At 38.2% G+C, this 22,674-nt stretch carries 24 protein-coding genes and 1 other annotated feature; of the genes, 22 read left to right on the top strand and 2 right to left on the bottom strand.

The window, feature by feature from the left end:
* Positions 1 to 60 precede the first annotated feature (60 nt).
* The 3 genes from pdxS to serS all read left to right on the top strand — a co-directional run bounded on the left by pdxS (position 61) and on the right by serS (position 3,131).
* A complete protein-coding gene (gene pdxS, locus ACQKIM_RS16330) occupies positions 61 to 945 on the top strand; it encodes a pyridoxal 5'-phosphate synthase lyase subunit PdxS (protein ID WP_427545746.1) in 885 nt (294 codons plus the stop codon).
* 1 nt (position 946) lies between these two features.
* Positions 947 to 1,510 (top strand): pyridoxal 5'-phosphate synthase glutaminase subunit PdxT, encoded by a 564-nt coding sequence (gene pdxT, locus ACQKIM_RS16325; protein WP_427545744.1) that lies wholly within the window; start codon positions 947 to 949, stop codon positions 1,508 to 1,510.
* Positions 1,511 to 1,559: 49 nt separating this feature from the next.
* Positions 1,560 to 1,776: a binding site (T-box leader), on the top strand.
* A 74-nt stretch (positions 1,777 to 1,850) separates the two neighbouring features.
* On the top strand, positions 1,851 to 3,131 hold the full coding sequence (serS, locus tag ACQKIM_RS16320; protein WP_427545742.1) for a serine--tRNA ligase: 1,281 nt from the start codon (positions 1,851 to 1,853) through the stop codon (positions 3,129 to 3,131).
* 311 nt (positions 3,132 to 3,442) lie between these two features.
* Here the strand turns inward: serS and ACQKIM_RS16315 are convergent, their stop codons facing one another.
* Positions 3,443 to 4,321 carry a LysR family transcriptional regulator gene (locus tag ACQKIM_RS16315; RefSeq protein WP_427545740.1) on the bottom strand — a complete coding sequence of 293 codons (879 nt, stop codon included), beginning with the start codon at positions 4,319 to 4,321 and terminating at the stop codon, positions 3,443 to 3,445.
* Positions 4,322 to 4,861: 540 nt separating this feature from the next.
* Here ACQKIM_RS16315 and ACQKIM_RS16310 point away from each other — a divergent pair.
* The 5 genes from ACQKIM_RS16310 to ACQKIM_RS16290 all read left to right on the top strand — a co-directional run bounded on the left by ACQKIM_RS16310 (position 4,862) and on the right by ACQKIM_RS16290 (position 9,667).
* On the top strand, positions 4,862 to 6,088 hold the full coding sequence (locus tag ACQKIM_RS16310; RefSeq protein ID WP_427545738.1) for an ABC transporter substrate-binding protein: 1,227 nt from the start codon (positions 4,862 to 4,864) through the stop codon (positions 6,086 to 6,088).
* 98 nt (positions 6,089 to 6,186) lie between these two features.
* The gene (locus tag ACQKIM_RS16305) at positions 6,187 to 7,068 is read left to right on the top strand and encodes a branched-chain amino acid ABC transporter permease (protein ID WP_427545736.1); all 882 of its coding nucleotides are present in this window, start codon (positions 6,187 to 6,189) and stop codon (positions 7,066 to 7,068) included.
* Between the two features lie 14 nt (positions 7,069 to 7,082).
* Positions 7,083 to 8,135, top strand: a complete 1,053-nt coding sequence (locus tag ACQKIM_RS16300; RefSeq protein WP_427545734.1) for a branched-chain amino acid ABC transporter permease — start codon at positions 7,083 to 7,085, stop codon at positions 8,133 to 8,135.
* The gene (locus ACQKIM_RS16295) at positions 8,128 to 8,922 is read left to right on the top strand and encodes an ABC transporter ATP-binding protein (RefSeq protein WP_427545732.1); all 795 of its coding nucleotides are present in this window, start codon (positions 8,128 to 8,130) and stop codon (positions 8,920 to 8,922) included. The genes ACQKIM_RS16300 and ACQKIM_RS16295 overlap by 8 nt, the downstream gene beginning before the upstream one ends.
* Entirely contained in the window at positions 8,915 to 9,667 is a 753-nt protein-coding gene (locus ACQKIM_RS16290; RefSeq protein WP_427545730.1) for an ABC transporter ATP-binding protein, read from the top strand. Before ACQKIM_RS16295 ends, ACQKIM_RS16290 begins: the two co-directional genes overlap by 8 nt.
* Before the next feature lie 387 nt (positions 9,668 to 10,054).
* On the opposite strand, the gene ACQKIM_RS16285 is transcribed toward ACQKIM_RS16290, so the two are convergent.
* On the bottom strand, positions 10,055 to 10,489 hold the full coding sequence (locus ACQKIM_RS16285; RefSeq protein WP_427545728.1) for a hotdog fold thioesterase: 435 nt from the start codon (positions 10,487 to 10,489) through the stop codon (positions 10,055 to 10,057).
* A gap of 458 nt (positions 10,490 to 10,947) precedes the next feature.
* Here ACQKIM_RS16285 and ACQKIM_RS16280 point away from each other — a divergent pair, with 458 nt between their 5' ends.
* The 14 genes from ACQKIM_RS16280 to ACQKIM_RS16215 all read left to right on the top strand — a co-directional run bounded on the left by ACQKIM_RS16280 (position 10,948) and on the right by ACQKIM_RS16215 (position 22,654).
* Positions 10,948 to 12,279 (top strand): phenylacetate--CoA ligase family protein, encoded by a 1,332-nt coding sequence (locus ACQKIM_RS16280; RefSeq protein WP_427545726.1) that lies wholly within the window; start codon positions 10,948 to 10,950, stop codon positions 12,277 to 12,279.
* Positions 12,276 to 13,280 carry an NAD(P)/FAD-dependent oxidoreductase gene (locus tag ACQKIM_RS16275; protein ID WP_427545724.1) on the top strand — a complete coding sequence of 335 codons (1,005 nt, stop codon included), beginning with the start codon at positions 12,276 to 12,278 and terminating at the stop codon, positions 13,278 to 13,280. The genes ACQKIM_RS16280 and ACQKIM_RS16275 overlap by 4 nt, the downstream gene beginning before the upstream one ends.
* A 31-nt stretch (positions 13,281 to 13,311) precedes the next feature.
* Entirely contained in the window at positions 13,312 to 13,551 is a 240-nt protein-coding gene (locus tag ACQKIM_RS16270) for a ferredoxin (RefSeq protein WP_427545722.1), read from the top strand.
* 68 nt (positions 13,552 to 13,619) lie between these two features.
* The gene (gene paaA / locus ACQKIM_RS16265; protein ID WP_427545720.1) at positions 13,620 to 14,573 is read left to right on the top strand and encodes a 1,2-phenylacetyl-CoA epoxidase subunit PaaA; all 954 of its coding nucleotides are present in this window, start codon (positions 13,620 to 13,622) and stop codon (positions 14,571 to 14,573) included.
* Positions 14,574 to 14,594: 21 nt separating this feature from the next.
* Entirely contained in the window at positions 14,595 to 14,963 is a 369-nt protein-coding gene (gene paaB / locus ACQKIM_RS16260) for a 1,2-phenylacetyl-CoA epoxidase subunit PaaB (protein WP_427545718.1), read from the top strand.
* Positions 14,941 to 15,741: a 1,2-phenylacetyl-CoA epoxidase subunit PaaC gene (gene paaC / locus ACQKIM_RS16255; RefSeq protein ID WP_427545716.1), complete on the top strand. Its 801-nt coding sequence runs from the start codon at positions 14,941 to 14,943 to the stop codon at positions 15,739 to 15,741. Before paaB ends, paaC begins: the two co-directional genes overlap by 23 nt.
* A gap of 25 nt (positions 15,742 to 15,766) precedes the next feature.
* Positions 15,767 to 16,264, top strand: coding sequence for a 1,2-phenylacetyl-CoA epoxidase subunit PaaD (gene paaD / locus ACQKIM_RS16250; RefSeq protein ID WP_427545715.1), 498 nt, complete (start codon positions 15,767 to 15,769; stop codon positions 16,262 to 16,264).
* A gap of 20 nt (positions 16,265 to 16,284) precedes the next feature.
* Positions 16,285 to 16,587: an EthD family reductase gene (locus ACQKIM_RS16245; RefSeq protein WP_427545713.1), complete on the top strand. Its 303-nt coding sequence runs from the start codon at positions 16,285 to 16,287 to the stop codon at positions 16,585 to 16,587.
* Positions 16,587 to 17,363 (top strand): enoyl-CoA hydratase/isomerase family protein, encoded by a 777-nt coding sequence (locus ACQKIM_RS16240; protein ID WP_427545711.1) that lies wholly within the window; start codon positions 16,587 to 16,589, stop codon positions 17,361 to 17,363. The genes ACQKIM_RS16245 and ACQKIM_RS16240 overlap by 1 nt, the downstream gene beginning before the upstream one ends.
* Positions 17,364 to 17,365: 2 nt before the next feature.
* The gene (locus ACQKIM_RS16235; RefSeq protein WP_427545709.1) at positions 17,366 to 18,139 is read left to right on the top strand and encodes an enoyl-CoA hydratase-related protein; all 774 of its coding nucleotides are present in this window, start codon (positions 17,366 to 17,368) and stop codon (positions 18,137 to 18,139) included.
* A 16-nt stretch (positions 18,140 to 18,155) separates the two neighbouring features.
* A complete protein-coding gene (locus ACQKIM_RS16230; protein WP_427545708.1) occupies positions 18,156 to 19,664 on the top strand; it encodes an aldehyde dehydrogenase family protein in 1,509 nt (502 codons plus the stop codon).
* Between the two features lie 74 nt (positions 19,665 to 19,738).
* On the top strand, positions 19,739 to 20,608 hold the full coding sequence (locus tag ACQKIM_RS16225) for a 3-hydroxyacyl-CoA dehydrogenase (RefSeq protein WP_427545706.1): 870 nt from the start codon (positions 19,739 to 19,741) through the stop codon (positions 20,606 to 20,608).
* Entirely contained in the window at positions 20,605 to 21,810 is a 1,206-nt protein-coding gene (locus ACQKIM_RS16220) for an acetyl-CoA C-acyltransferase (RefSeq protein WP_427545704.1), read from the top strand. Before ACQKIM_RS16225 ends, ACQKIM_RS16220 begins: the two co-directional genes overlap by 4 nt.
* A gap of 67 nt (positions 21,811 to 21,877) precedes the next feature.
* Positions 21,878 to 22,654, top strand: coding sequence for an enoyl-CoA hydratase-related protein (locus ACQKIM_RS16215; RefSeq protein WP_427545702.1), 777 nt, complete (start codon positions 21,878 to 21,880; stop codon positions 22,652 to 22,654).
* Positions 22,655 to 22,674: the final 20 nt, after the last annotated feature.

The raw sequence follows: 22,674 nt of genomic DNA, 5'->3' as shown, positions 1-22,674 counted from the left end.
ATTTCGATATAGTCAATTTCCATTATACTAGACTTCATCATAAAGATGGAGGTTAGAAACATGAAACAAACAGGCACAGAGCTAGTAAAAAGAGGAATGGCAGAAATGCAAAAGGGTGGCGTCATTATGGACGTAATAAATGCAGAGCAGGCAAAAATTGCTGAAGCAGCAGGAGCTGTAGCTGTCATGGCATTAGAAAGGGTACCATCAGATATTCGTAAGGCGGGCGGCGTTGCACGTATGGCTGATCCTAGAATTGTTGAGGAGGTTATGGGGGCAGTCTCTATACCTGTGATGGCTAAGGCACGTATAGGGCATATAGTCGAAGCAAGAATCTTAGAGGCAATGGGTGTTGATTATATTGATGAAAGTGAAGTATTGACACCTGCAGATGAAGAGTTTCATTTATTAAAAAGTGATTACACTGTACCATTTGTTTGCGGCTGCCGTGATTTAGGAGAAGCCGCTCGACGCATTGGTGAGGGAGCTTCAATGCTGCGAACAAAGGGTGAACCAGGAACAGGGAATATTGTAGAGGCTGTACGCCATATTCGTAAAGTGAATGCGCAAGTTCGTAAGGTGGTCGGTATGACAGAGGATGAGCTAATGACAGAGGCTAAATTACTTGGAGCTCCGTTTGAATTATTAAGAGAAATTAAACGAAATGGGCGTTTACCAGTGGTGAATTTTGCAGCTGGTGGTGTCGCTACGCCTGCTGATGCAGCTTTAATGATGGAGCTTGGGGCTGACGGGGTGTTCGTTGGTTCAGGTATTTTTAAATCAGAAAACCCAGAGAAGTTTGCAAAGGCAATTGTAGAGGCTACGACACATTATAAGGACTATAAGCTTTTAGCCGAAATATCAAAAGAGCTAGGGGTTCCAATGAAAGGCATTGATATTGCACAGCTTGGTCAAAATGAGCGTATGCAGGAGCGAGGCTGGTAACATGAAACGAATTGGTGTATTAGCATTGCAAGGAGCGGTACGAGAGCATATGCAAATGTTAGAGTCACTAGACTGTGAGGTTGTTTTGGTAAAACAGCACAATAACTTGCAGCAACTAGATGGACTTGTGCTACCTGGTGGGGAGAGTACTACAATGCGAAAGTTGCTGAATCGATACGAGCTGTTAGAGCCAATTCGCACACTTGCAAAGACTGGATTGCCAATGTTTGGAACATGCGCAGGCTTAATTTTATTGGCAAATGAAGTAGTGGATTATGAGCCGCATTTAGCAGTTATGAATGTAGTAGTAGCAAGAAATTCTTATGGGCGTCAGGTAGATAGCTTCGAAGTAGACCTTAATATACCTAAAATAGGTGACTCAATTCCTGCTGTTTTTATACGTGCACCTCATATTGTATCAGTTGGTGAAGGTGTTGAAGTCCTAGCAGAGCATGAAGGGAAAATTGTTTTGGCGCAGGATGATCATTTATTAGGCTGTTCTTTTCACCCTGAATTAACAACAGATACACGTATTCTCAAATATTTTGTATCGTCTATGGTTTGACTTGCAAAATGTCGTTTCGTATAGTACAGTATGGATAAAATTTAAATAACTGAACACGATGATGGGAAGTAGTAGCAGGATCGTTTTTTTTAGAGAGTCAGCGGTTGGTGGAAGCTGATAAAAACACTTGTGAATCCGTCCTGGAGTTGCGCAGTCGAAGTTAATGAAGTAGGCTGTCGCCGGCTGAAATGCCGTTATGAAATAAGTGGATTAGACATGGTGTCTAGTCAATTAGGGTGGCAACGCGGGTAGCTCTCGTCCCTTTTATGGGATGAGGGCTTTTTTGTGTTCACCTGACTTATTATTTCCCATCATTTAGAATCTATTGGAGGTATGAACGATGTTAGATATTAAACGCGTGCGCGATAATTTCGCTGAAGTTAAAGAAATGCTATTAACACGTAATGAGGATTTAGGAAACTTAGACGATTTTGAAGTATTAGATGCTAAACGTCGTGAATTAATTGCAAAAACAGAAGAGCTTAAAGCTGAGCGTAATAAAGTATCTGAACAAATTTCTGTGATGAAGCGTAATAAAGAAAACGCCGATGAAGTAATTGCTCGTATGCGTCAGGTTGGCGATGAAATTAAGGAGCTAGATGTCCAATTAAATGATGTAGAAGACCGTTTTAAAGATATGATGATGCGTTTACCAAACATCCCGCATGAATCTGTACCAGTGGGCACAACAGAGGATGACAACGTTGTGGAATATACTTGGGGTGAGGTACCGACATTTGATTTTGATATTAAAGCACACTGGGATATTGCAACAGATTTAAAAATTGTAGACTTCGAGCGTGGAGCAAAAGTGACAGGTAGCAGATTTTTATTCTATCGTGGTCTTGGAGCTCGCTTAGAACGTGCATTAATGACATTTATGATGGATTTACATGCAGAAGAGCATGGTTATGAGGAAATGCTGCCACCTGTGATTGTTAATCGTGATAGCTTAACAGGTACTGGTCAGCTTCCGAAGTTTGAAGAAGATGTATTTAAATTAGAAGAAACAGATTATTTCCTAATTCCAACTGCAGAGGTACCTGTAACAAATTTCTATCGTGATGAAATTTTATCTGTAGAAGCATTACCACAGGGCTTTGCTGCATATAGTGCATGTTTCCGTTCAGAGGCAGGCTCTGCGGGACGTGATACACGTGGTTTAATTCGCCAGCATCAATTTAACAAAGTAGAATTAGTACGCTTTGTAAAGCCAGAGGAATCATATGAACAGCTAGAGCTATTAACTGGTCATGCTGAAAAGGTACTACAATTACTTGGCCTACCTTACCGTAAATTAAAGATGTGTACAGCAGATTTAGGCTTTACGGCAGCAAAAAAATATGATTTAGAGGTTTGGATTCCAGCACAAAACATGTATCGTGAAATCTCTTCTTGCTCTAATTTCGAGGATTTCCAAGCACGTCGTGCAAATATTCGCTTCCGTCGTGAAGCAAATGCAAAACCAGAGTATGTGCACACATTAAACGGCTCAGGTCTTGCTATTGGACGTACAGTAGCGGCTATCCTAGAAAACTATCAGCAAGCTGATGGAAGCGTAATAATTCCTGAGGTATTAAGACCTTATATGGGCGGGAAAGAAGTAATAGCCCCAAAATAATCTGGGTCGAAGCGGCAAGTGCAGAGAATTAAAGAAGTAAATAGAAAAATAAGCTACCGTTGGAGATATTCGATGGTAGCTTTTCTTTGTAAATATATTTTAAAGGAGACGCATGCGATGCTTTATAGAGATCGTTATGTCTGAGTAAATATAAGTATGAGATATAAAATAGATTTATTACCCAAATGAAATTTCAAAACAATTGCTTTCCTTTTTAAAATGTTCATTCTATGGAGTTTTGGTCTGTTATTTCTACGGGGCAAGCAAAGATCACGTTCCTAGAAGCACATTTTTTATATAGGTAAATTTGATTAATTGCCATTTTTAGTAAACAATTCTAAAAAATTCAGTGCATATTTTGCTAAATATCGTTCTTTTGGCCAAACTATCGTCGCCTTTGACTGGATATAACAATTAGAAAATTCAATAATTTTAATGCCATCAATAGAAAACTTATCTAGACTTGTTTTCGGCAAAATGGTCACACCTACTCCTTCTCTAATTAAGGAAGAGACCATGGCAATATTAGTACACTCACAAATAATATTTGGTTCAAATCCATGAGTTTTAAATTCATCTAAAATAATACGAAGTGTATTACAGTTATGATGACGATAAAAAGAAAGAAATGGTATATTCTTTAAATCTTCCATATGAATCGGGCTCTGTAAATTCCATTTCGATGGTGTAGCAAGTACAAATTCCTCAACACCTAAGCCTAACGAAAAAAATTTTTCATCTTCAATGGGCTGCTGTAAAATAGCTACGTCGATTTCTTTACTTAAAAGGCTCTCTGTTAAGAATAATGTATCACCTTCGATAATTTTAAAGCATAAATCGGGGTATCGGTCGAGCATAATCTTGATTTTTTCAGGTATATAGGATAAACAAGTTTGATCTGCGCCTATGGATAAAACACCTTTTAAGCCTTCTCCTACTTCCTTTATTTCAGAAATAGTATCCTCGAAATTAGATAATAAAGTTTTCCCTTTTTCATATAACACTTTTCCGGGACCCGTCATATCAAGTGTCCTACCATTTCGATCTAGTAGTTTACAATTCAATTCTTCTTCCATCATTTTTAACTGCTGGCTAAGTGGAGGCTGTGCCATATGAAGTTTTTTTGCAGCTTTCGTAATTTGTCCTTCCTCGACAATTGTTATGAAGTAATTTAATTGCCTAAGATCCATAAAATTTCCCACCTTTATACTTAAAATGCAGTATTTTGTCGAATAAGTATATTTATTATGTATAATAACATATTTTCAGATTTTTTAGAATATAACGTTTTTTATATTTAATATGTTTCTTTCCTTTATATTTGCAAGGAAAATGCAATTTTACTAGAGGTGGCAAGGGTTTTATAAGTCAAATTATATGATTTAATTTGATTAAAAATATAACAAAATAAAAACGGATATATAAAAAACGTATATATAATGATTTGATGTGTATATTTTTAGTATTTATCATTTATTACAATACATGTTATTCTTTGGACTAATAAAAGCAGATTTTTTCTACTTTATAGTTATTAAAATCTAGAATGTGTGATTTTTTTCTTGGAAAATAAAATTAGTTGTTATCTTAAGAAACCTTTGTATTACAAAAAAAATGTAATTAAATAATTTTCGTTATGTTTTTTATTCATGAGGAGCTATACATACCGTCATTTTTAATAGGGATGCGGTTTATATAGGTATAAAAATAATTAAGGGGTGTAGTATTTTATGAAAAAGACTTTACTATCACTTTTCCTATTGGTGAGTGCGTTATTTTTGATAGCGTGTGGTTCATCATCTGATTCAGGAAAAAACAATTCATCATCATCAGCAGGATCTTCTAGCTCAGAATCTGGTACAGGAGCAACAGCGGATTCAATAAAAATTGCAGGGATTTTTTCAGCATCTGGTGGAGCAGCTGCTCTTGGGGAACCAGAAATGCAAACACTTAAAATGTTAGTAGATCAAAAAAATGCAGAAGGCGGAATTAACGGTCAACAAATTGAATTAGTAACTTATGATGATAAATCAGACCAAAATGAAGCAATTCTTGCAATGAAAAAAGCATTAACTCAAGACAAAGTATCACTTGTAATAGGCGGTACAACTAGTGGTAACTCATTAGCTATGTTGCCTTTAGCAGAACAAAATCAAGTACCTTATATCTCGGTTGCTGCAAGTAAACAAATTTATGTAGGTGAAGATGGCAAAGCGCGTAAATGGGTATTTAAGATGCCACAAGACGACCAACAAGCAGTAGAACGTATTTTACAATATTTAAAAGATCATAACTTATCAAAAGTAGCATGGTTAAATGTTGCGAATTCTTATGGTACAGGTGGTCATGACGAATTCGTTAAACATGCCCCTAAATACGGTGTAGAGTCAGTGATTGAAGATGAATTCGAAACAACAGTCACAGATGCAAAACCATTATTAACACGTGTGAAAAAAGCAAATCCAGATGCAATTATCGTTTGGGGAACTGTACAGGAATCTGCAGTTGTTATTAAAAACATTCGTGAATTAGCACTAGATATGCCTGTGCTTGCAAGTCATGGAATTGCAACAAATCAATTTATTGAAGTCGCAGGCGAAGCAGCGAATGATGTAATTTTACCAACAGGAAAATTATTAGTTGCAAATAGTTTAGAAGATTCAAATCCACAAAAAGAACTATTAATAACGTACAACGAATCTTACACAGCGAAATACAATAAATCGGCAAGTACGTTCGGTGCATATGCAGCAGACGCTTTCACTATTGCAACAAAAGCAATTGAAGCGAAAGGTACTGATAGCGCCGCTCTTCGGGATTTCATTGAGCAAGAACTGGGGGAATTTGTAGGCCTAACAGGTACATTTAACATCAATGCTGAAAACCATATGGGATTAAGTCCAGATAGTTTTGCAATAGTACGTATTGTAGACGGAAAATGGACTTTAGAAAACTGATAAAAATAATACAAATTCAATGAACAGTGGTGTCTCCCCATCACTGTTCATTCATTATCAATTTAGTTACATCGAAATGAAATGGAGTGAATGATATCATGGAAACATTTTCTCAAATGTTGCAATTATTATTTTCAGGTTTAACAATAGGAGCAATTTATGCACTGATTGCAGTGGGATTCGTTATTATCTATAACGTGACAGGTATTCTTAACTTCGCACAGGGTGAATTTGCTATGTTTGGTGCTTTAATCAGTATTTCACTTGTAAAAGCAAATCTACCCTTATGGTTAGCCATTATTTTAAGTATCGCCATTGTAGCGGCTATTGGCGGAATATTTGAACGAACAGCCATTCATACCGCTCGTAAATCATCCATGACAACACTAATTATCATTACAATTGGGGTTTCGATAGCATTCCGTGGGATTGCGATTTTAATTTGGGGGACACAAGCCCAAACATTACCGCCATTTATGGATAATACACCAATTCAATTTTTAGATGCCGTATTACTTCCGCAAAACCTCTGGGCAATTGGTCTTTCTATCATAATTTTAATCGTCATGATGTACTTTTTTAACTACACATTTACAGGAAAATCATTAACAGCTTGTGTGGTCAATCCTTTTGCTGCTCGTTTAATGGGAATAAACCCAAATAAAATGTCATTACTTGCGGTTGTTGTAAGTGCTGCAGTAGGAGCCTTAGCGGGTACAGTAATCGCTCCAATATCCGGTGCATCCTATGATATGGGAATGATGCTTGGCATAAAAGCATTTGTAGCAGCGGTTGTAGGTGGATTGACAAATGCCCCAGCTGCAATTGCAGGTGCCTTTTTAATCGGAATTATTGAAGCGTTTACAGAAGGATTGTGGTCTTCAGGTTTAAAAGATGTAGTGAGTTTCTCTTTATTGCTATTAATTTTATTTGTAAAACCTGAAGGTCTATTTGCTAAAGCTTCAGGAAAACGCGTATAAGGGGTACAAAAGCTATGACAAAAAAAAATTTAAAACTAATTTATAATAACAGCTTGGTTGGACCTTGTATTTTCTTTGCACTGCTATTTTGTATCCCGCTTGTGGGATCTACTTATACACTTGCCATTTTTACAATGATTGGATTTTATGCATTAGTATGTATCGGGTTAACAATGCTAACGGGATACGCAGGACAAATTTCTTTAGGTCACGCAGCCTTTTATGGAATCGGTGCCTACACATCCGCTTTTATGACAGGTACACATGGTTTATCTCCTTGGTTAGCAATTATTGTAGGTGCACTAATTTCTGCGCTTGTTGCTTTACTAATTGGTATTCCAACATTTAAATTGAAGGGCTATTATTTAGCATTAGCAACATTAGGGTTTGGTATTATTGTCTATACCGCATTCAAGGAGTTAACACAGATTACTGGAGGCTCAAACGGCTTTTTTGGTATTCCGTCTATTAGCTTATTTGGCTTTGAATTCGTCACAGATCGTAGTTACTTCTATCTTATTTGGGTATTTGTTTTTGTCGCACTGTTTATTGCACGTAACATTATTCACTCACGTATTGGCCGTGGTTTACGTTCCATTGAGGGAAGTGAAATTGCAGCAGATGCAGTTGGTGTTAATTTAATGAAATATAAACTACAAATCTTCATGACGAGTGCTATTTTCACATCTATCTCTGGCTCCTTATTAGCCCATTATGTATCATTTATTAATCCAGATTTGTTTACAGCAAATACGTCGATTTATTTTTTAATAATGGTCATTATCGGGGGATTAAGTAATATTTGGGGTGCCATTATTGGCTCTGCAACGTATGTTTTACTGGGAGAAATATTAAAGCACTATGTACCATTGATTTTACCGAATGTTGGGGGAGAATTTGAAATCGTATTCTTCGGTTTATTACTTGTTTTAACATTAATTTATATGCCGAATGGTTTAGTACCACAATTCGAGAAAATTTTCTCCAAATTTAAAAAGAAGGGTAACACTACTCACATGACTTTAACTATCAATACCCAAGCAACAGGAGGGAAAACTAATGACTAACAAAGAACTTATATTAAGCGTAGAAAACTTAACAAAGATTTTTGGCGGTGTTGTTGCTGTAGACAATGTATCCTTCACAATTAATAAAGGTGAAATTTTCGCTGTTATTGGTCCGAATGGAGCTGGTAAAACGACTCTTTTCAATATGATTACTGGAGTATTGCCTAGTTCATCTGGAAATGTGTACTTCCAAGGTAAGCGATTAACACGTAAAAAACCATATCAAATAGCACAAGCTGGTGTGACAAGAACATTTCAAAATTTAGAAGTCTTTGATAATATGACCGTCATCGAAAATGTGATGACTGGGGCACATATTACGATGAAAACAAACATTTTAACGGCAGGTTTACGATTACCGGCTGTCGTCAATGAAGAAGTTCAAACAATGGAAAGGGCATTGCAATGTTTAAAGGACGTAGGAATTGCCGAATTCGCCTATGAAATGTCAGATAAATTGCCTTATGGTAATCAGAGGTTGCTTGAAATTGCGCGTGCAGCAATTTCAAAACCACAACTAATATTATTAGATGAGCCAATGGCAGGTCTGAACGCTGAAGAATCTAGACAATTAGTCGACGTAATTTTGAAAATGCGGGCGGATGGTATGACATTTTTATTTGTTGAACACGACATGGAAACGGTTATGTCCATTTCAGATCGTTTAGTAGTTTTGGATAATGGTGTAAAAATCGGAGAAGGCACTCCTGAAGAGATTTATCAAAATCCACAAGTCCTGGCAGCATACTTGGGCGATGATGAGGAAGAAGGTGTGGAGTATGCTTAAAGTCGAAAATCTACATACCCACCATGGGTATTTACACGTCCTTGAAGGTATAAATTTTGAGCTATTAGAAGGAGAATTACTGTCAATTGTCGGATCAAATGGTGCAGGGAAAAGTACGCTACTTGGTACTCTAGCTGGTGTATATACGCCAACTGAGGGGAAAATCGAATACAAGGGGTTTGATATTACTAGAGATGGTGTACAAAGGACAGTTGCCAAAGGAATCTGTTTAGTACCTGAACGAAGACAAATTTTTTCTTCGTTATCTGTAAAAGACAATCTTATGCTTGGTTCTTATCATCGTTATAAGAAAGATAAGAAAACGATTCATCGTGACTACGAGGAAATCGTAGAATTATTTCCACGCTTAAAGCAAATGCTCAATCGTCCTGGTGGCTTACTTTCAGGAGGGGAACAACAAATGGTAGCTATTGGAAGAGGTTTGATGGCCAATCCTAAAGTATTAATGCTAGATGAGCCCTCATTAGGACTCGCGCCTTTAATTGTGAAAGATATCATGAATATTTTACGTAAACTGTGTGATGAACGAGGTGCAACGATTATTTTGGTAGAACAGAACGTAAAAGCGGCCTTAAAGGTTGCTGACCGTGCCTGTGTATTAGCGCATGGTCAAATGACAATTTCAGGTACAGCCCAAGAGTTATTAAATGATTCAAAAGTACAAGAGGCGTACTTTGGTATACCGCAGAAAAAACCAACTGCGCTAGCAAAAGTAAAGGGATAAGAAGACAACTTCAAGATCCCTCCTTGTCACTAAACTAGAGATGGATTTAAGCGTAATAAAAGATGTGTATGAAACCTATTCATCACTCAAAAAGGTTTCATACACATCTACTATAACAAGCAACCGGTGGATATTTGATAGATTGCTCCTTCAATCACATCAGCATTGCCATTTCACTTTTGATTACTTTATCTTCATTCAGCAGAAGACTCCCATCTCTACAGGTGGAGAGATGAATGCGGTTTTGGTTCCTTTTCAGTAGTTGTCCAAACACCTACTGAATGAAGATACAGCCTCCGGCGGATGTCACGGATTTTCAAAGGAATGAATTGTGCGGGCACAATTCAAAATCCAGACGCAATTACGCCAAGGCGAAATTGATTACTCTTATCCAATAAAACTTTCATTTTTACGATAAACCATCGCTTCCATTGTTGCGCATAATTCATCGTTACTTAACACATCGATGCGATACCAAGCTAAGCGGCGTGTCTTTTTCACTTCCTGAGCGATAGCTGTTAGTTTGTGATCAGCAAAACTCGCGCTCATGTAGTTAATCGTATTTGTCACACCAACAGCAGTTGTTCCATAAGAATTACTTGCCACTGCAAAGGCATAATCAGCTAGTGAAAAAATAATGCCCCCGTGTACAGTACCATGTGTGTTCAGCATATGAGTAGCTGGTGAAAGTGTCACTTTCGCAAATCCTGCTTTCAATTCTATTAATTCCATCCCTAAATAATTAGCGTAAGGTTCGTTTTTTAAAGCGTCAAAAATGTCGTCGTAATATTGTTCGTGTTGTTGTGTTTCAGATAACGTCAATACAAATTCCCTCCTTTTAATTGTAAATATATTCCTTATTCGAACAGAATGTACCCAACGATTGTATTGCACATATTAATACATAATAATAACGACTGTAATAAAAGTGAAATATAAAATCAATTTAACATTGGTTATTTAAAAAGTAAATAAGGAATTAGGTAATATGTGTGCTATGTAGAATTATATTGATTTTCCGCATGTATTTTCGGTAAAAATTATTTAGGAATGCTATTACTGTTATACGGACTATTAGAAATATAATTAACATAACTAAAAGAAAATAGCTTGAGAATTAGAAATAAGTAACTTTAAAGAGATAAAACAAAATATATTGACAATTCAGATTAATTTGTTTATCTTATAAATAGATTACAGTATAAATACTGTCGTTATTAAAATGTTATATAAAGTTTTGTATTGTAATGAACTGTAAAAGCTAAAAGGGGGATTAGGGAATGTATCATCCAGAAATTGAAACAGCATCAAGGGGAGAAATGGAAAAGATTCAACTGACACGTTTAAAAAAAACAGTCGAACGAGTATACAATAATACATCTTTTTACAAGGAACAATTCGATCTGCTAGGAGTAACGCCTGCTGATATTCAAAGTTTAGCGGATATCCGAAAATTACCATTCACAAAAAAAGTAAATTTGCGTGAACAATATCCATTTGGACTTTTCTCAGTTCCTATGGATGAGGTAGTCCGTATTCACGGCTCCTCAGGTACTAGTGGAAAACCAACAATTGTCGGCTATACAAAAAATGATATCGATATGTGGTCGGGACTTTTAGCTCGTGCTATTGTTGCCGCAGGGGGACGCAAATCAGATATTTTCCATAATGCTTACGGATACGGCCTATTTACAGGTGGAATTGGTTTACACTACGGGGCTGAAGCATTAGGCGCAGCAGTTGTACCGATTTCAGGAGGCAATACAGAACGACAAATTACATTACTTGAAGACTTCAAACCACGTGGCATTGCAGGTACACCATCCTATATTTTGACCATCGCTGAGAAGATGGAAGAAATGGGGATTGATCCAGAAACAAATGGCATTGAGTACGGGATATTTGGTGCAGAACCTTGGTCAGAGGAAATGCGCCGTGCTATAGAGAACAAATTAAAAATTCGTGCTTTAGATATTTACGGTTTAAGTGAAGTCATGGGGCCTGGTGTATCAATAGAATGTTATGAAGGTCAAAATGGCTTACATATCGCAGAGGATCATTTCTTTGTGGAAATTATCGATCCTGAGACATTAGAACCTGTAGAGGCTGGCAAAGATGGTGAACTGGTTATTACAACCTTAACAAAGGAAGCGCTACCAATTATTCGCTATCGAACTGGTGATATTACTTCAATTACACATGAAAAGTGTAAATGTGGACGTACAACAATACGCATGGCTCGTGTTAAAGGACGTACGGATGACATGTTGATTATTAGAGGAGTGAATGTTTTCCCGTCAGAAATTGAGCGTGAATTGCTACAAGTTGAAGGTTTAGCCCCACACTATCAAATTCATATATTGAAGAAAGGGAATATGGATGAGCTAGAGCTACATGTGGAGTTGACACCAAAATTATATAAAGAAATTGGCGGAAACTTAAACCATCCGCTGATTCAAATGTTATCAAGAAAAGTCAAACATGATTTAAAAAATGCGTGTTTAGTTTCTGTTAGTCTTGTGATTGAAAACATCGGTTCTATTCCTCGATCAGAAGGAAAGGCAATTCGTGTTATTGATCGGAGAAATGAGAGGCGGGAGGTTATTCAATGATTGAAAAAGAACAAATAAAAGATGTGACGATTATTGGGGGAGGACCTATTGGCATGTTTGCCGCCTTTTATGGCGGTATGCGTGGCATGAGCGTAAAAATTATTGAAAGTCTCCCCCAATTGGGGGGCCAGCTAGCAGCGCTTTATCCAGAGAAATATATTTATGATATTGCTGGTTTCCCTAAAATACGTGCTCAAGATCTTATCTACAACCTAAAAGAGCAAATGGATACATTTCCAGTAGATGTCTGTACAAAAGAATCTGTACTAACCATTAAAAAAGATGAAGATGGTATTTTCACACTTGTTACGACAAGTGGAATTCATTACTCTCGTACAATTCTTATCACTGCAGGAAATGGTGCTTTCAAAGTTCGTACACTTGAGTTCGACGGGGAAGAGAAGTATGCAGAACATAATTTACATTACTTCATCAATGATCTTAATGCTTTCAAAGATCGTAACGTCATGGTATTCGGAGGTGGAGATTCGGCAGTGGATTGGGCTATGATGCTAGAACCAATCGCTAAAAAAGTAACAATCGTACACAGACGCGACAAATTCCGTGCACATGAACATAGTATAGAAAATTTGATGAAATCTTCTGTCGAGGTGATTACACCTTATGTCCCTGAAGAGCTAATTGGGGAAAAAATCATTACTCATGTCAAATTAAAACATGCGAAAGATGAAACAATAGAACCAATCTATGGGGTAGATGATGTGATCGTAAACTTTGGCTTTGTCTCATCATTAGGTGCAATTAAAGACTGGGGCTTAGAAATTAGCAAAAACTCCATTGTAGTCAATTCTCGCATGGAAACGAACATCCCTGGTATTTACGCTGCTGGTGATATTTGTACGTATGATGGAAAAGTAAAGTTAATTGTCAGTGGTTTCGGGGAAGCACCAACAGCTATTAGTAATGCGAAAGTTTATATTGACCCAACATCTAAAGTACAGCCGTTGCATAGTACGAGTTTAATGGAAGAAAAGACCTGATGCAGAAGGTTTTTGAAAGGAACAAATAAGTATGGCTAAATTCACAAGAGTAGATCAGACTACATGCATTGCATGTGGCGCTTGCGGTGCATCAGCTCCGGAAATCTTTGATTATAATGATGAGGGTATTGCATATGTTATTTTAGATGATAACGAAGGCTGTCAAGAAGTACCTGAAGATTTATATGATGATTTAGAGGATGCAATGGAAGGTTGCCCTACAGAATCCATTAAAGTAGCAAGTAACTCTGAAAGACTGCTAGACGAATAATTTTTTTGGTTTTTAATATAACGAAATAAGAACGGGTAATTAAAATTAGTTATAAGGAGGCTTTTACAATGAGTGTAGCAACACAATTATCTGAACAAAAATTACAAGAGCAGTTTGAGGCACGTATTGCTGCAGGAGACAAAATCGAAGTAGATGATTGGATGCCAGAAGAATACCGATTAGCGTTAATCAAGTTGATTTCTATGCATGGTATCAGTGAAATCATGGGTGCTCTTCCTGAAAAAGAGTGGGTTCCTAAAGCCCCTACTTTATATCGAAAGCTAGGTATTATGGCAAAAGTACAAGATGAAATGGGTCATGGCCAATTATTATTGCGCGTAGCAGAAGACTTACTAAAACCATATGGGAAAAACCGTGGCGATTTGATGATTGATTTATTCGAGGGCCGTCTTAAATTTCATAATGTATTTCATATGGAAACAAAATCCTGGGGTGATGCAGGATTAATCGGATGGCTTGTAGATGGTTCAGCTATCATCTCACAAACAAATATGTTAGGTGCTTCTTACGGACCATATGCACGTGCTTTACAACGAATTTGTGCAGAAGAAGTGTTCCACGCACAGCATGGTGAAGCCATCATAATGGCGTTAGCAGAAGGAACACCTGAACAACGTGAACTAGTGCAAGATGCATTAAATCGCTGGTGGGAATCATTGTTATTCTTCTTTGGTCCAGAAACAAAGGATACAACAGGCACAAGCAAACAGGATGTAACAATTAAATACAAAATTCGCGTGTTATCAAACGAAGAATTACGTCAAAGTTTCTTAACAAAGTACATTCCGCGTATTCAATCGTTAGGTTTAACAGTTCCAGATCCAACTTTACACTTTGATGAGGCACAACAAAAATGGATTTACGAACAACCAAACTGGGAATATTTCAAGAAAATTCAACGCAATGAAGGTCCATGTTCACAGGAACGTCTAACACTTCGTCGCTCATCGTACGAAAATAACGCTTGGGTACGTGAAGCATTAACTGCACTAGCAAATTAACTCTTAGAGGGAGGTACTATCGTGGAAAAAGAATCTTTCTATCAAGAATTTGAAGTATTTAGTAAACGAACACCAACATCCCATTTTCAGCATCAATTCAGTCTCCTAGCTCCAAACGGAGAAATAGCCCTAGTGATGGCTCAGGAAAACTTTATGCGTCGTGAACCTGTCGTAGACATTTGGGTAGTAAATCGTAAACATGTACATGGCTTAACACAAGAAAGCAAACAAGCATTGCAACGCTTAGATAATAAAGACTATCGTACAACAAAAGGCTATGGATATTTAAAGAAAAAATGGCGGCACTATGAGCAAGGCATGCTAGATGAAAAAGAAATCCTATCTTGGGCTGGAGGAGGTAAAAAAGATGAGCAAAGAAGTAACTCCTGAATTTAAAAAATCAGTAACTACGTTGCTATATCAATTAGCAGATGATGATTATTTATTCTCTTATCGCGGCTCAGAATGGCTTGGGTTAGCACCTCATATTGAAGAAGATGTGGCTTTCTCATCTATTACACAAGATACAATGGGGCACGCAAAACTATACTACACATTGTTAGAAGAACTTGGTGAAGGCAATTCAGATTCTTTAGCACAGCTTCGACCAAAAGAAGAACGTAGCAATAGTCTACTTGTTGAACGTCCAAATGGTGAAGGCTACTACAAAGAAGCACCTAATTATGATTGGGGCTATGCGGTTGCACGTAATTATATCTATTCAACTGCAAAAAAAGCAAAAATTGAAGCCTTAAAAGCAAGCAGCTATAGTCCAATCCAAGAAATCGTTACAAAGATTAGTGCCGAACTATACTACCACCAAATGCACTGGACAGCTTGGTTTACTCAATTATTTACAGCAACAGAAGAATCACGTTCACGTATGATTGCAGCATTAGAAGAAGTCATCAAAGATGCAGGCGATTTATTCTCATACGGGGATGTAGCACCTCGCCTAGCAACATTTGATTTAATCGAATCTGAAGAAGCCTTAAAAGAACGCTGGTCAGCGATTATTAAACCAATATTTGAATCAATAAAAATTGCCGTACCTGTATTACCAACACCTACAATCAATGGTCGTAACGGTCAGCATACAGATGATTTAACATCAGCGATTGAGACAATGTCAGAGGTTTATCGTTCTGATTTAGCAGCAAGTTGGTAATGTCAATTTACAAAGGAGGGTGACTATGCCGACTATTGAATTGCACGAGACACACATCTATAAAGTACTTGATACAGTAAAAGATCCTGAAATCGATACGGTAAGCATAATTGATCTTGGCATGATTGAGCGTGTTCAAATTAATGATGGTCATATTCGTATTGAAGTGCTACCAACATTTTCAGGTTGTCCTGCACTGACAATCATTCAACAAAATATCGAAAAAGCGATTTCTCAATTAGAAAACGTTCGTGAAGTAGCTGTCGTTTTTATTAATAATCCTACTTGGACTTCCGATCGTGTAACAGCAAAAGGTCGAGAGGGCTTAAAGCAATTCGGCATAGCCCCTCCACCTCGGTTTTTAAATGAAGACGGTTCTTGGCATGTCGATTGCCCATACTGTGGTTCTACGTATGTCACGCTTGAAAATATATTTGGTCCCACAGCATGCCGCAGTATTTTATATTGCAAGAGCTGTAAAAACCCGTTTGAGGCAATGAAATTAATTTCTACTTCAATGTAGACAAAGGAGCGTATTCAACTATGGCTAAATTAGTCGCATTATATAAACACCCTGCAGATAAGGCAGCATTTGACGAGCACTATGAAAACGTACACACACCAATTACAGCAAAAATTCCAGGCTTACGTGAAATGAAAATCACAAAGTTCAGTTCAACACCGATGGGCACAGATTCACCTTATTATTTAATGTGCGAAATGACATATGATAGCGCAGAAGATTTAAAAAATGGACTACGTTCCCCAGAGGGCAAAGCATCAGGAAAAGATTTAATGAGCTTTGCGAGCGACATTGTCACACTTATTATCGGTGAAGATGCGTAATGACAGCATTCACATTTATTGAAGTAACGATTGAAAACGGGGTTGGGTATATCTATTTGAACCGTCCTCGCCAATACAATTCATTAAATCGTGCAATGATACGCGAAATTATGTATGCGATGGAACAATTTGACCATGACAACTACGTACAAGTGATTGTCGTAGCAGGGCATGGAAAAGCTTTTTCATCGGGTGCAGATATCGACGAAATGGCTACAGACAATACTGTTCATTTAGAGTTACTAAATCAATTCGCTGACTGGGATCGTATCGCGCAAGTTAAAAAACCTATTATCGGTAGTGTCAAGGGGTTCGTGTTCGGTGGTGGCTTTGAATTAGCACTTTGTTGTGATTTATTAATTGCAGCGGAAGGCACTGAATTTAGTTTCCCAGAAATTAACCTCGGTGTTATGCCTGGTGCAGGTGGTACACAACGTCTAACAAAATTAGTAGGACGTACAAAAGCATTGGAGTGGATTTGGAGTGCCGCCCGCATTACGGCCGAAGAAGCACTCACACATGGCATTATCAACAAAATTGTACAACCAGAAATATTAATGGAAGAAACACAGAAAGTAGCGATAATGCTCACGAAAAAACCAGCACTCGCTGTCCGCCTCATTAAAGAGTCCGTCAACAAAGCTGTTGACTACTCACTTTATGAAGGTATGCAATTTGAACGGAAAAATTTCTATCTATTATTCTCTTCAGAAGATCAAAAAGAAGGCATGCAAGCATTCGTTGAAAAACGTCAACCGAACTTTAAGGGGAGATAATTATGTTTGAAACTATTCGATATGAGCTAAGAGAATCTGTGGCGTATATTTCGTTAAATCGCCCTGACACATTAAATGCATTTACAGTACAAATGAATCATGAAATTCGCACTGCTGTTAAGCAAGCCTCTGCAGATGCTACCATACGATGCATTGTATTACGTGGTGAAGGACGCGCATTTTGTTCAGGTCAAGATTTGTCCGCCATCGATAAAGGTACGAAACTTGGTGATATTTTAACAGATCACTATGGCCCTATGGTGCAACAAATACATAGCTGTGAAAAACCGATTATCGCAGCTGTGAAAGGTGCCGCAGCAGGTGCTGGCTTTAGTCTAGCACTTGCCGCAGATTTTCGTGTAATGGCAGAAAAATCCTTCTTTATGAATGCCTTCATTCATGTAGGTCTTATTCCAGATTCAGGGAATTTATACTACTTAAAACAATTAGTAGGTGATGCCAAAGCACTTGAAATTTCTATACTTGGGCAACGTATTAAACCAGATGAAGCCAAACAATTAGGATTAGCAACCGCTATCTATAGCGATGACACATTTGAAGATGAAGTCCATACGTTTGCCCAACAGATTGGACAGCTACCTACTAAAGCAATTGGCTTAATTAAACGAAATATGAAGGCAGCAGAACACCTAAAGTTTGAAGACTTCCTTAAGTATGAAGCACAAAGTCAAAGTATTGCAGGCACTACAGATGATTATCAAGAAGGTATGAAAGCTTTTACAGAAAAAAGACAGCCTCAATTTAGCGGACAATAAGAAGGAGTGAATGGCAATGACACAACAAGTACAAGAGCAAGTATCAGTGAAGCGTGATTTTTACCATTTAATTATTAATGGTGAAAAAGTTGAAAGCAGTAATGGTGGGACATTCCAAACGATTAACCCTGCAACAGGTGAAGTCGTTGCAACCGTCGCAAAAGCATCACAAGAAGATGCCGAGCGTGCAGTACAAGCGGCTCGCGAGGCTTTTGATCACGGCAAATGGAAACAATATCCTATTAATCGCCGTGCACAAGTACTCAACAAGATTGCTGCCATTATGCGTTCACGCTTCAATGAAATTGTAGAACTTGAAATGCTTGATACAGGAAAATCACTTGGCACAGCACAAGGTCAAGTACACCAAGCAATCGAAGATTTTGAGTTTTATGCAGGTGCAATCGTTGGTCACCGTGGTACAGTGAACAACTTGCCAGGTCAATTCCATAACTATACGGAGAAAGAGCCTGTCGGTGTATGCGCTCAAATTGTTCCTTGGAACTATCCACTAATGATGACTGCATGGAAAATTGCCCCGGCTATTGCTGTTGGCTGTTCCGTTATTGTCAAACCAGCTTCTTTAACACCTTTAACTGCAATTATTTTAGGAGAAATTTGCTTAGAAGCAGGCGTTCCAAATGGTGTTGTGAATGTTATTCCTGGATCAGGCAAAGATGTAGGGAATTACTTAGTGGAACATAAACAAGTCGACAAAGTAGCATTTACAGGATCTACACCAGTCGGTAAAGGCATTATGGAAAAAGCATCTCAAACGTTAAAACGTGTCACATTAGAACTCGGTGGTAAATCACCTAATTTAGTATTCGAAGATGCAGATATTGATGCTGCAGTAGATGGTTCACTATACGGTATTTTCTATAACTCCGGTCAATCATGTGAAGCACGTTCTCGCTTATATGTACACAAAGACATTTATGAAGAGTTTTTAGAAAAATTTGTTACAAAAACAAAAGCGATTAAACTAGGTGATCCCTTTGATAAGGGCACACATATGGGTGCGATTATCGACTTAGATCAATTAAACGTCATCGATGGCTATGTACAATCTGCCATTGAAGAAGGCGCTACAATTTTAACAGGTGGAAAAGTTGCGACAATACAAGGCTTTGAAAATGGCTTTTGGTATGAGCCAACTGTTATTACAGATGTGAATCAATCTATGAAAGTTGTACGTGAGGAAATATTCGGTCCAGTGGTAGTGGTGATGCCATTTGGTGATGAGAAAGAAGCGATTCGCTTAGCAAATGATTCTGAATTTGGTCTAGGCTCAGCGGTTTGGTCAAAAGATGGTGCACGTGCTACACGTGTCGCAAATCAAATCCAAGCAGGTATAGTAATGGTTAACTGCCCATTCTCTGCAATGCCAGGTACACCATTTGGAGGTTATAAGCAATCTGGTTTCGGTCGCGAGTTATGTATTGAAACATTAGATTTATATACAGAAACTAAAAGTATCATTTCATATTATGGTAGCCGCCCACTAAACCCACTGGGCGTTTAACCACCACAAAAACCATATGCGATGAGCTATCCCCACTCTTCGTATATGGTTTTCACAACAAGGAGGTAGCTTTCATGAAAAAAGTCATTGTCATCGGATCAGGCGTTATGGGTCGTGGAATTGCGTACGTAAGCGCAGTCGGTGGTTTTGAAACAGCTATTATCGATATTAATGAACAAGCGTTGGAAAATGCCCAAAATGAACTTACATCTATTTTTGAAAAATCCGTTACACGTGGAAAATTAACAGTTCAACAAGCTCAAGAAGCTAGATTACGTCTTGCTTATGTGACAGACTTAGCGGCTGTTGCAAAAAATGCAGATTTAATCATTGAAGCTGTGCCAGAGAAAAAAGACATTAAAAAAGCTGTGTTTGAACAAATGGAACAGTTTGCATCCCCCTACTGTTTATTTGCGACAAATACCTCAACAATGAGTCCAACAGAAATCGCTTCTTATGCGAAACGACCCGAACAAACAATCGCTATGCACTTCTTTAATCCCGTACATAAAATGGAGCTAGTCGAGATTATAAGAGGTCTTGAAACAAGCGATGAGACTGCACAAACAATTCGAGAAATCGCTGAACAAATGGGTAAACAAACTGTTATCATTAACGAATTCCCAGGTTTTGTTACTAGTCGTATCAGTGCACTCGTTGGTAATGAAGCATTTTACATGTTACAAGAGGGTTTAGGTACACCCGAAGATATTGATAAAGCAATTAAACTTGGCTTAAATTACCCAATGGGTCCATTTGAGTTGGTAGATTTAGTTGGTCTTGATGCACGCCTAAATAATTTGCGTTATTTACATGAAAAACTCGGTGAAAAATACCGTCCAGCACCACTACTTGAACAATATGTACAAGCTGGGCGTTTAGGACGTAAAAGTGGAAAAGGTGTTTATGACTATACCGAGCAAAAAGAGGTGATAAGAAAATGAGGGAAGTCGTTATCGTAGATGCTGTACGTACACCAATTGGACGATATAAAGGCGTATTAAAATCTGTACGCCCTGACGATTTAGCTGCCATAGTGATTAAAGCACTTGTGGAACGAAATCCCAAAGTGCCCGCTGAACAAATAGAAGATGTGATTTTCGGAAACGCTAACCAAGCTGGTGAAGATAATCGAAATGTTGCACGTATGGCCGCTTTACTTGCAGAGCTACCAATTGGGGTTGGTGGAACAACCATAAATCGATTATGTGGTTCAGGAATGGATGCTGTACACTTCGCAGCCCGTGCTATCAAAAGTGGTGAAGGTGATATTTTTATAGCGGGTGGTACAGAAAGCATGACACGAGCACCATTTGTCATGGGTAAACCTGAAGTAGACTATCCGCGTGGCGATCAAAAATTATTCGATACAACGATTGGTTGGCGTTTTACAAACCCAAAGCTACAAGCCATGTATGGAGCTGATACAATGCCACAAACAGCTGAAAATGTGGCACAACGCTTTAACATTAGCCGTGAAGAACAAGATGCCTTTGCCTTTGAAAGCCAACAACGTGCGAAAAAGGCGGTTGAAGAAAATCGTTTCGCAGATGAAATCGTACCCGTGCGCATTAAAGATAAAAAAGGCAATGAAACGATTATTGATACAGACGAACATCCGCGTCCAGAAACGACACTTGAAGCACTGGCCAAATTACGTCCCATTTTCGAAAACGGCACAGTAACAGCTGGTAATGCTTCTGGTGTCAATGACGGCGCATCTGCTCTATTGTTAATGAGTGCTGACAAAGCAAAGGAACTGAATATCATACCTTTAGCACGTTATGTAACAGGAGCTATTGCGGGATTAGAGCCTGCTGTTATGGGATTAGGACCGATTTATGCTTCTAAAAAAGCGCTACATCGTGCAGGGCTAACAACAAAGGATATCGGGCTTTATGAACTAAACGAGGCATTCGCTTCACAAGCATTAGAATCCATGAAACAGCTTGAACTAGACCCAGCCACGGTGAACGTAAACGGTGGTGCGATTGCATTCGGCCATCCACTAGGTGCAAGTGGTGCTCGTATTTTAACAACGTTACTTTACGAAATGAAGAAACAAAACGTACATTACGGACTGGCTTCTATGTGTATCGGTGTTGGTCAAGGAATCGCAACAATTATAGCAAATATAGAATCTTAGAGAGGAACCGGCACATTCAATGTGCCGGTTTTTACTAAAATAGGATTAAAAAAAGAGGGGTTTGCATATGAATACAATTTCATTTAAAATAAACAATTATATTGCTTATATAACAATAAATCGACCAGAGACGTTAAATTGTTTCAATTATACAACGTTATCTCAATTACAACAAGTTGTTGATGAGATACATATAGCTGATAACGTCCATACCGTCATCTTTACAGGTGCGGGTGAGAAGGCATTTAGTGCAGGTGCAGATTTAAAAGAGCGAAAAACATTAACACCACAGGAAGTACGTCGGAATGTACGAGCGATTCGAGACGTGTTTAATAGTATCGCAGGTTTACCACAACCCACTATTGCAGCGGTTAATGGACATGCACTAGGTGGTGGCTTTGAATGGTTATTAGCCTGTGATTTTGCGATTGCTGTTGAAGAGGCATTGCTTGGTTTAACTGAAACGAGTTGGGCAATTATTCCTGGCGCAGGTGGAACACAACGACTGCCGCGACTAGTTGGTGAAATGAAGGCAAAAGAAATGATTTTAACAGCGGCAAAAATTACAGCTATAGAAGCTGTACAGCTAGGTATCATTTTAAAAACGGTGCCACGTGAATTGTTATTATCTGAATGTGAGGCACTTGCAGCACGTATTATGCAAAATGGTCCAGTAGCCGTTCGTCAAGCAAAATACGCCATTTCACAAGGAATGAACACAGATTTACAAACAGGTCTTGCCATCGAATCAAAGGCGTATGAGTTAGTCATTCCGACAGAGGATCGCCTTGAAGCATTGCAGGCATTCAGTGAAAAACGTCAACCTGTATTTCAAGGGAAATAAGTAAGAAAGTTGGGGGATAA

This window comes from Lysinibacillus sp. NPDC047702 (assembly GCF_050272555.1).
GTDB lineage: Bacteria > Bacillota > Bacilli > Bacillales_A > Planococcaceae > Lysinibacillus.
Note: the sequence above shows the minus strand (reverse complement) of the source record. Positions and strands in the feature narration are given on the sequence as shown.

Excerpts from the sequence above, each read along its gene's own strand:
- ACQKIM_RS16240 (WP_427545711.1), top strand. The coding sequence starts at position 16,587 with ATGACAGCATTCACATTTATTGAAGTAACGATTGAAAACGGGGTTGGG.
- ACQKIM_RS16230 (WP_427545708.1), top strand. The coding sequence starts at position 18,156 with ATGACACAACAAGTACAAGAGCAAGTATCAGTGAAGCGTGATTTTTAC.
- ACQKIM_RS16280 (WP_427545726.1), top strand. The coding sequence starts at position 10,948 with ATGTATCATCCAGAAATTGAAACAGCATCAAGGGGAGAAATGGAAAAG.
- ACQKIM_RS16270 (WP_427545722.1), top strand. The coding sequence starts at position 13,312 with ATGGCTAAATTCACAAGAGTAGATCAGACTACATGCATTGCATGTGGC.
- paaA (WP_427545720.1), top strand. The coding sequence starts at position 13,620 with ATGAGTGTAGCAACACAATTATCTGAACAAAAATTACAAGAGCAGTTT.
- ACQKIM_RS16290 (WP_427545730.1), top strand. The coding sequence starts at position 8,915 with ATGCTTAAAGTCGAAAATCTACATACCCACCATGGGTATTTACACGTC.
- pdxT (WP_427545744.1), top strand. The coding sequence starts at position 947 with ATGAAACGAATTGGTGTATTAGCATTGCAAGGAGCGGTACGAGAGCAT.
- ACQKIM_RS16295 (WP_427545732.1), top strand. The coding sequence starts at position 8,128 with ATGACTAACAAAGAACTTATATTAAGCGTAGAAAACTTAACAAAGATT.
- ACQKIM_RS16235 (WP_427545709.1), top strand. The coding sequence starts at position 17,366 with ATGTTTGAAACTATTCGATATGAGCTAAGAGAATCTGTGGCGTATATT.
- serS (WP_427545742.1), top strand. The coding sequence starts at position 1,851 with ATGTTAGATATTAAACGCGTGCGCGATAATTTCGCTGAAGTTAAAGAA.
- ACQKIM_RS16215 (WP_427545702.1), top strand. The coding sequence starts at position 21,878 with ATGAATACAATTTCATTTAAAATAAACAATTATATTGCTTATATAACA.
- ACQKIM_RS16220 (WP_427545704.1), top strand. The coding sequence starts at position 20,605 with ATGAGGGAAGTCGTTATCGTAGATGCTGTACGTACACCAATTGGACGA.
- ACQKIM_RS16305 (WP_427545736.1), top strand. The coding sequence starts at position 6,187 with ATGGAAACATTTTCTCAAATGTTGCAATTATTATTTTCAGGTTTAACA.
- ACQKIM_RS16225 (WP_427545706.1), top strand. The coding sequence starts at position 19,739 with ATGAAAAAAGTCATTGTCATCGGATCAGGCGTTATGGGTCGTGGAATT.
- ACQKIM_RS16300 (WP_427545734.1), top strand. The coding sequence starts at position 7,083 with ATGACAAAAAAAAATTTAAAACTAATTTATAATAACAGCTTGGTTGGA.
- paaD (WP_427545715.1), top strand. The coding sequence starts at position 15,767 with ATGCCGACTATTGAATTGCACGAGACACACATCTATAAAGTACTTGAT.
- pdxS (WP_427545746.1), top strand. The coding sequence starts at position 61 with ATGAAACAAACAGGCACAGAGCTAGTAAAAAGAGGAATGGCAGAAATG.
- ACQKIM_RS16310 (WP_427545738.1), top strand. The coding sequence starts at position 4,862 with ATGAAAAAGACTTTACTATCACTTTTCCTATTGGTGAGTGCGTTATTT.
- ACQKIM_RS16275 (WP_427545724.1), top strand. The coding sequence starts at position 12,276 with ATGATTGAAAAAGAACAAATAAAAGATGTGACGATTATTGGGGGAGGA.
- ACQKIM_RS16315 (WP_427545740.1), bottom strand. The coding sequence starts at position 4,321 with ATGGATCTTAGGCAATTAAATTACTTCATAACAATTGTCGAGGAAGGA.
- paaC (WP_427545716.1), top strand. The coding sequence starts at position 14,941 with ATGAGCAAAGAAGTAACTCCTGAATTTAAAAAATCAGTAACTACGTTG.
- ACQKIM_RS16245 (WP_427545713.1), top strand. The coding sequence starts at position 16,285 with ATGGCTAAATTAGTCGCATTATATAAACACCCTGCAGATAAGGCAGCA.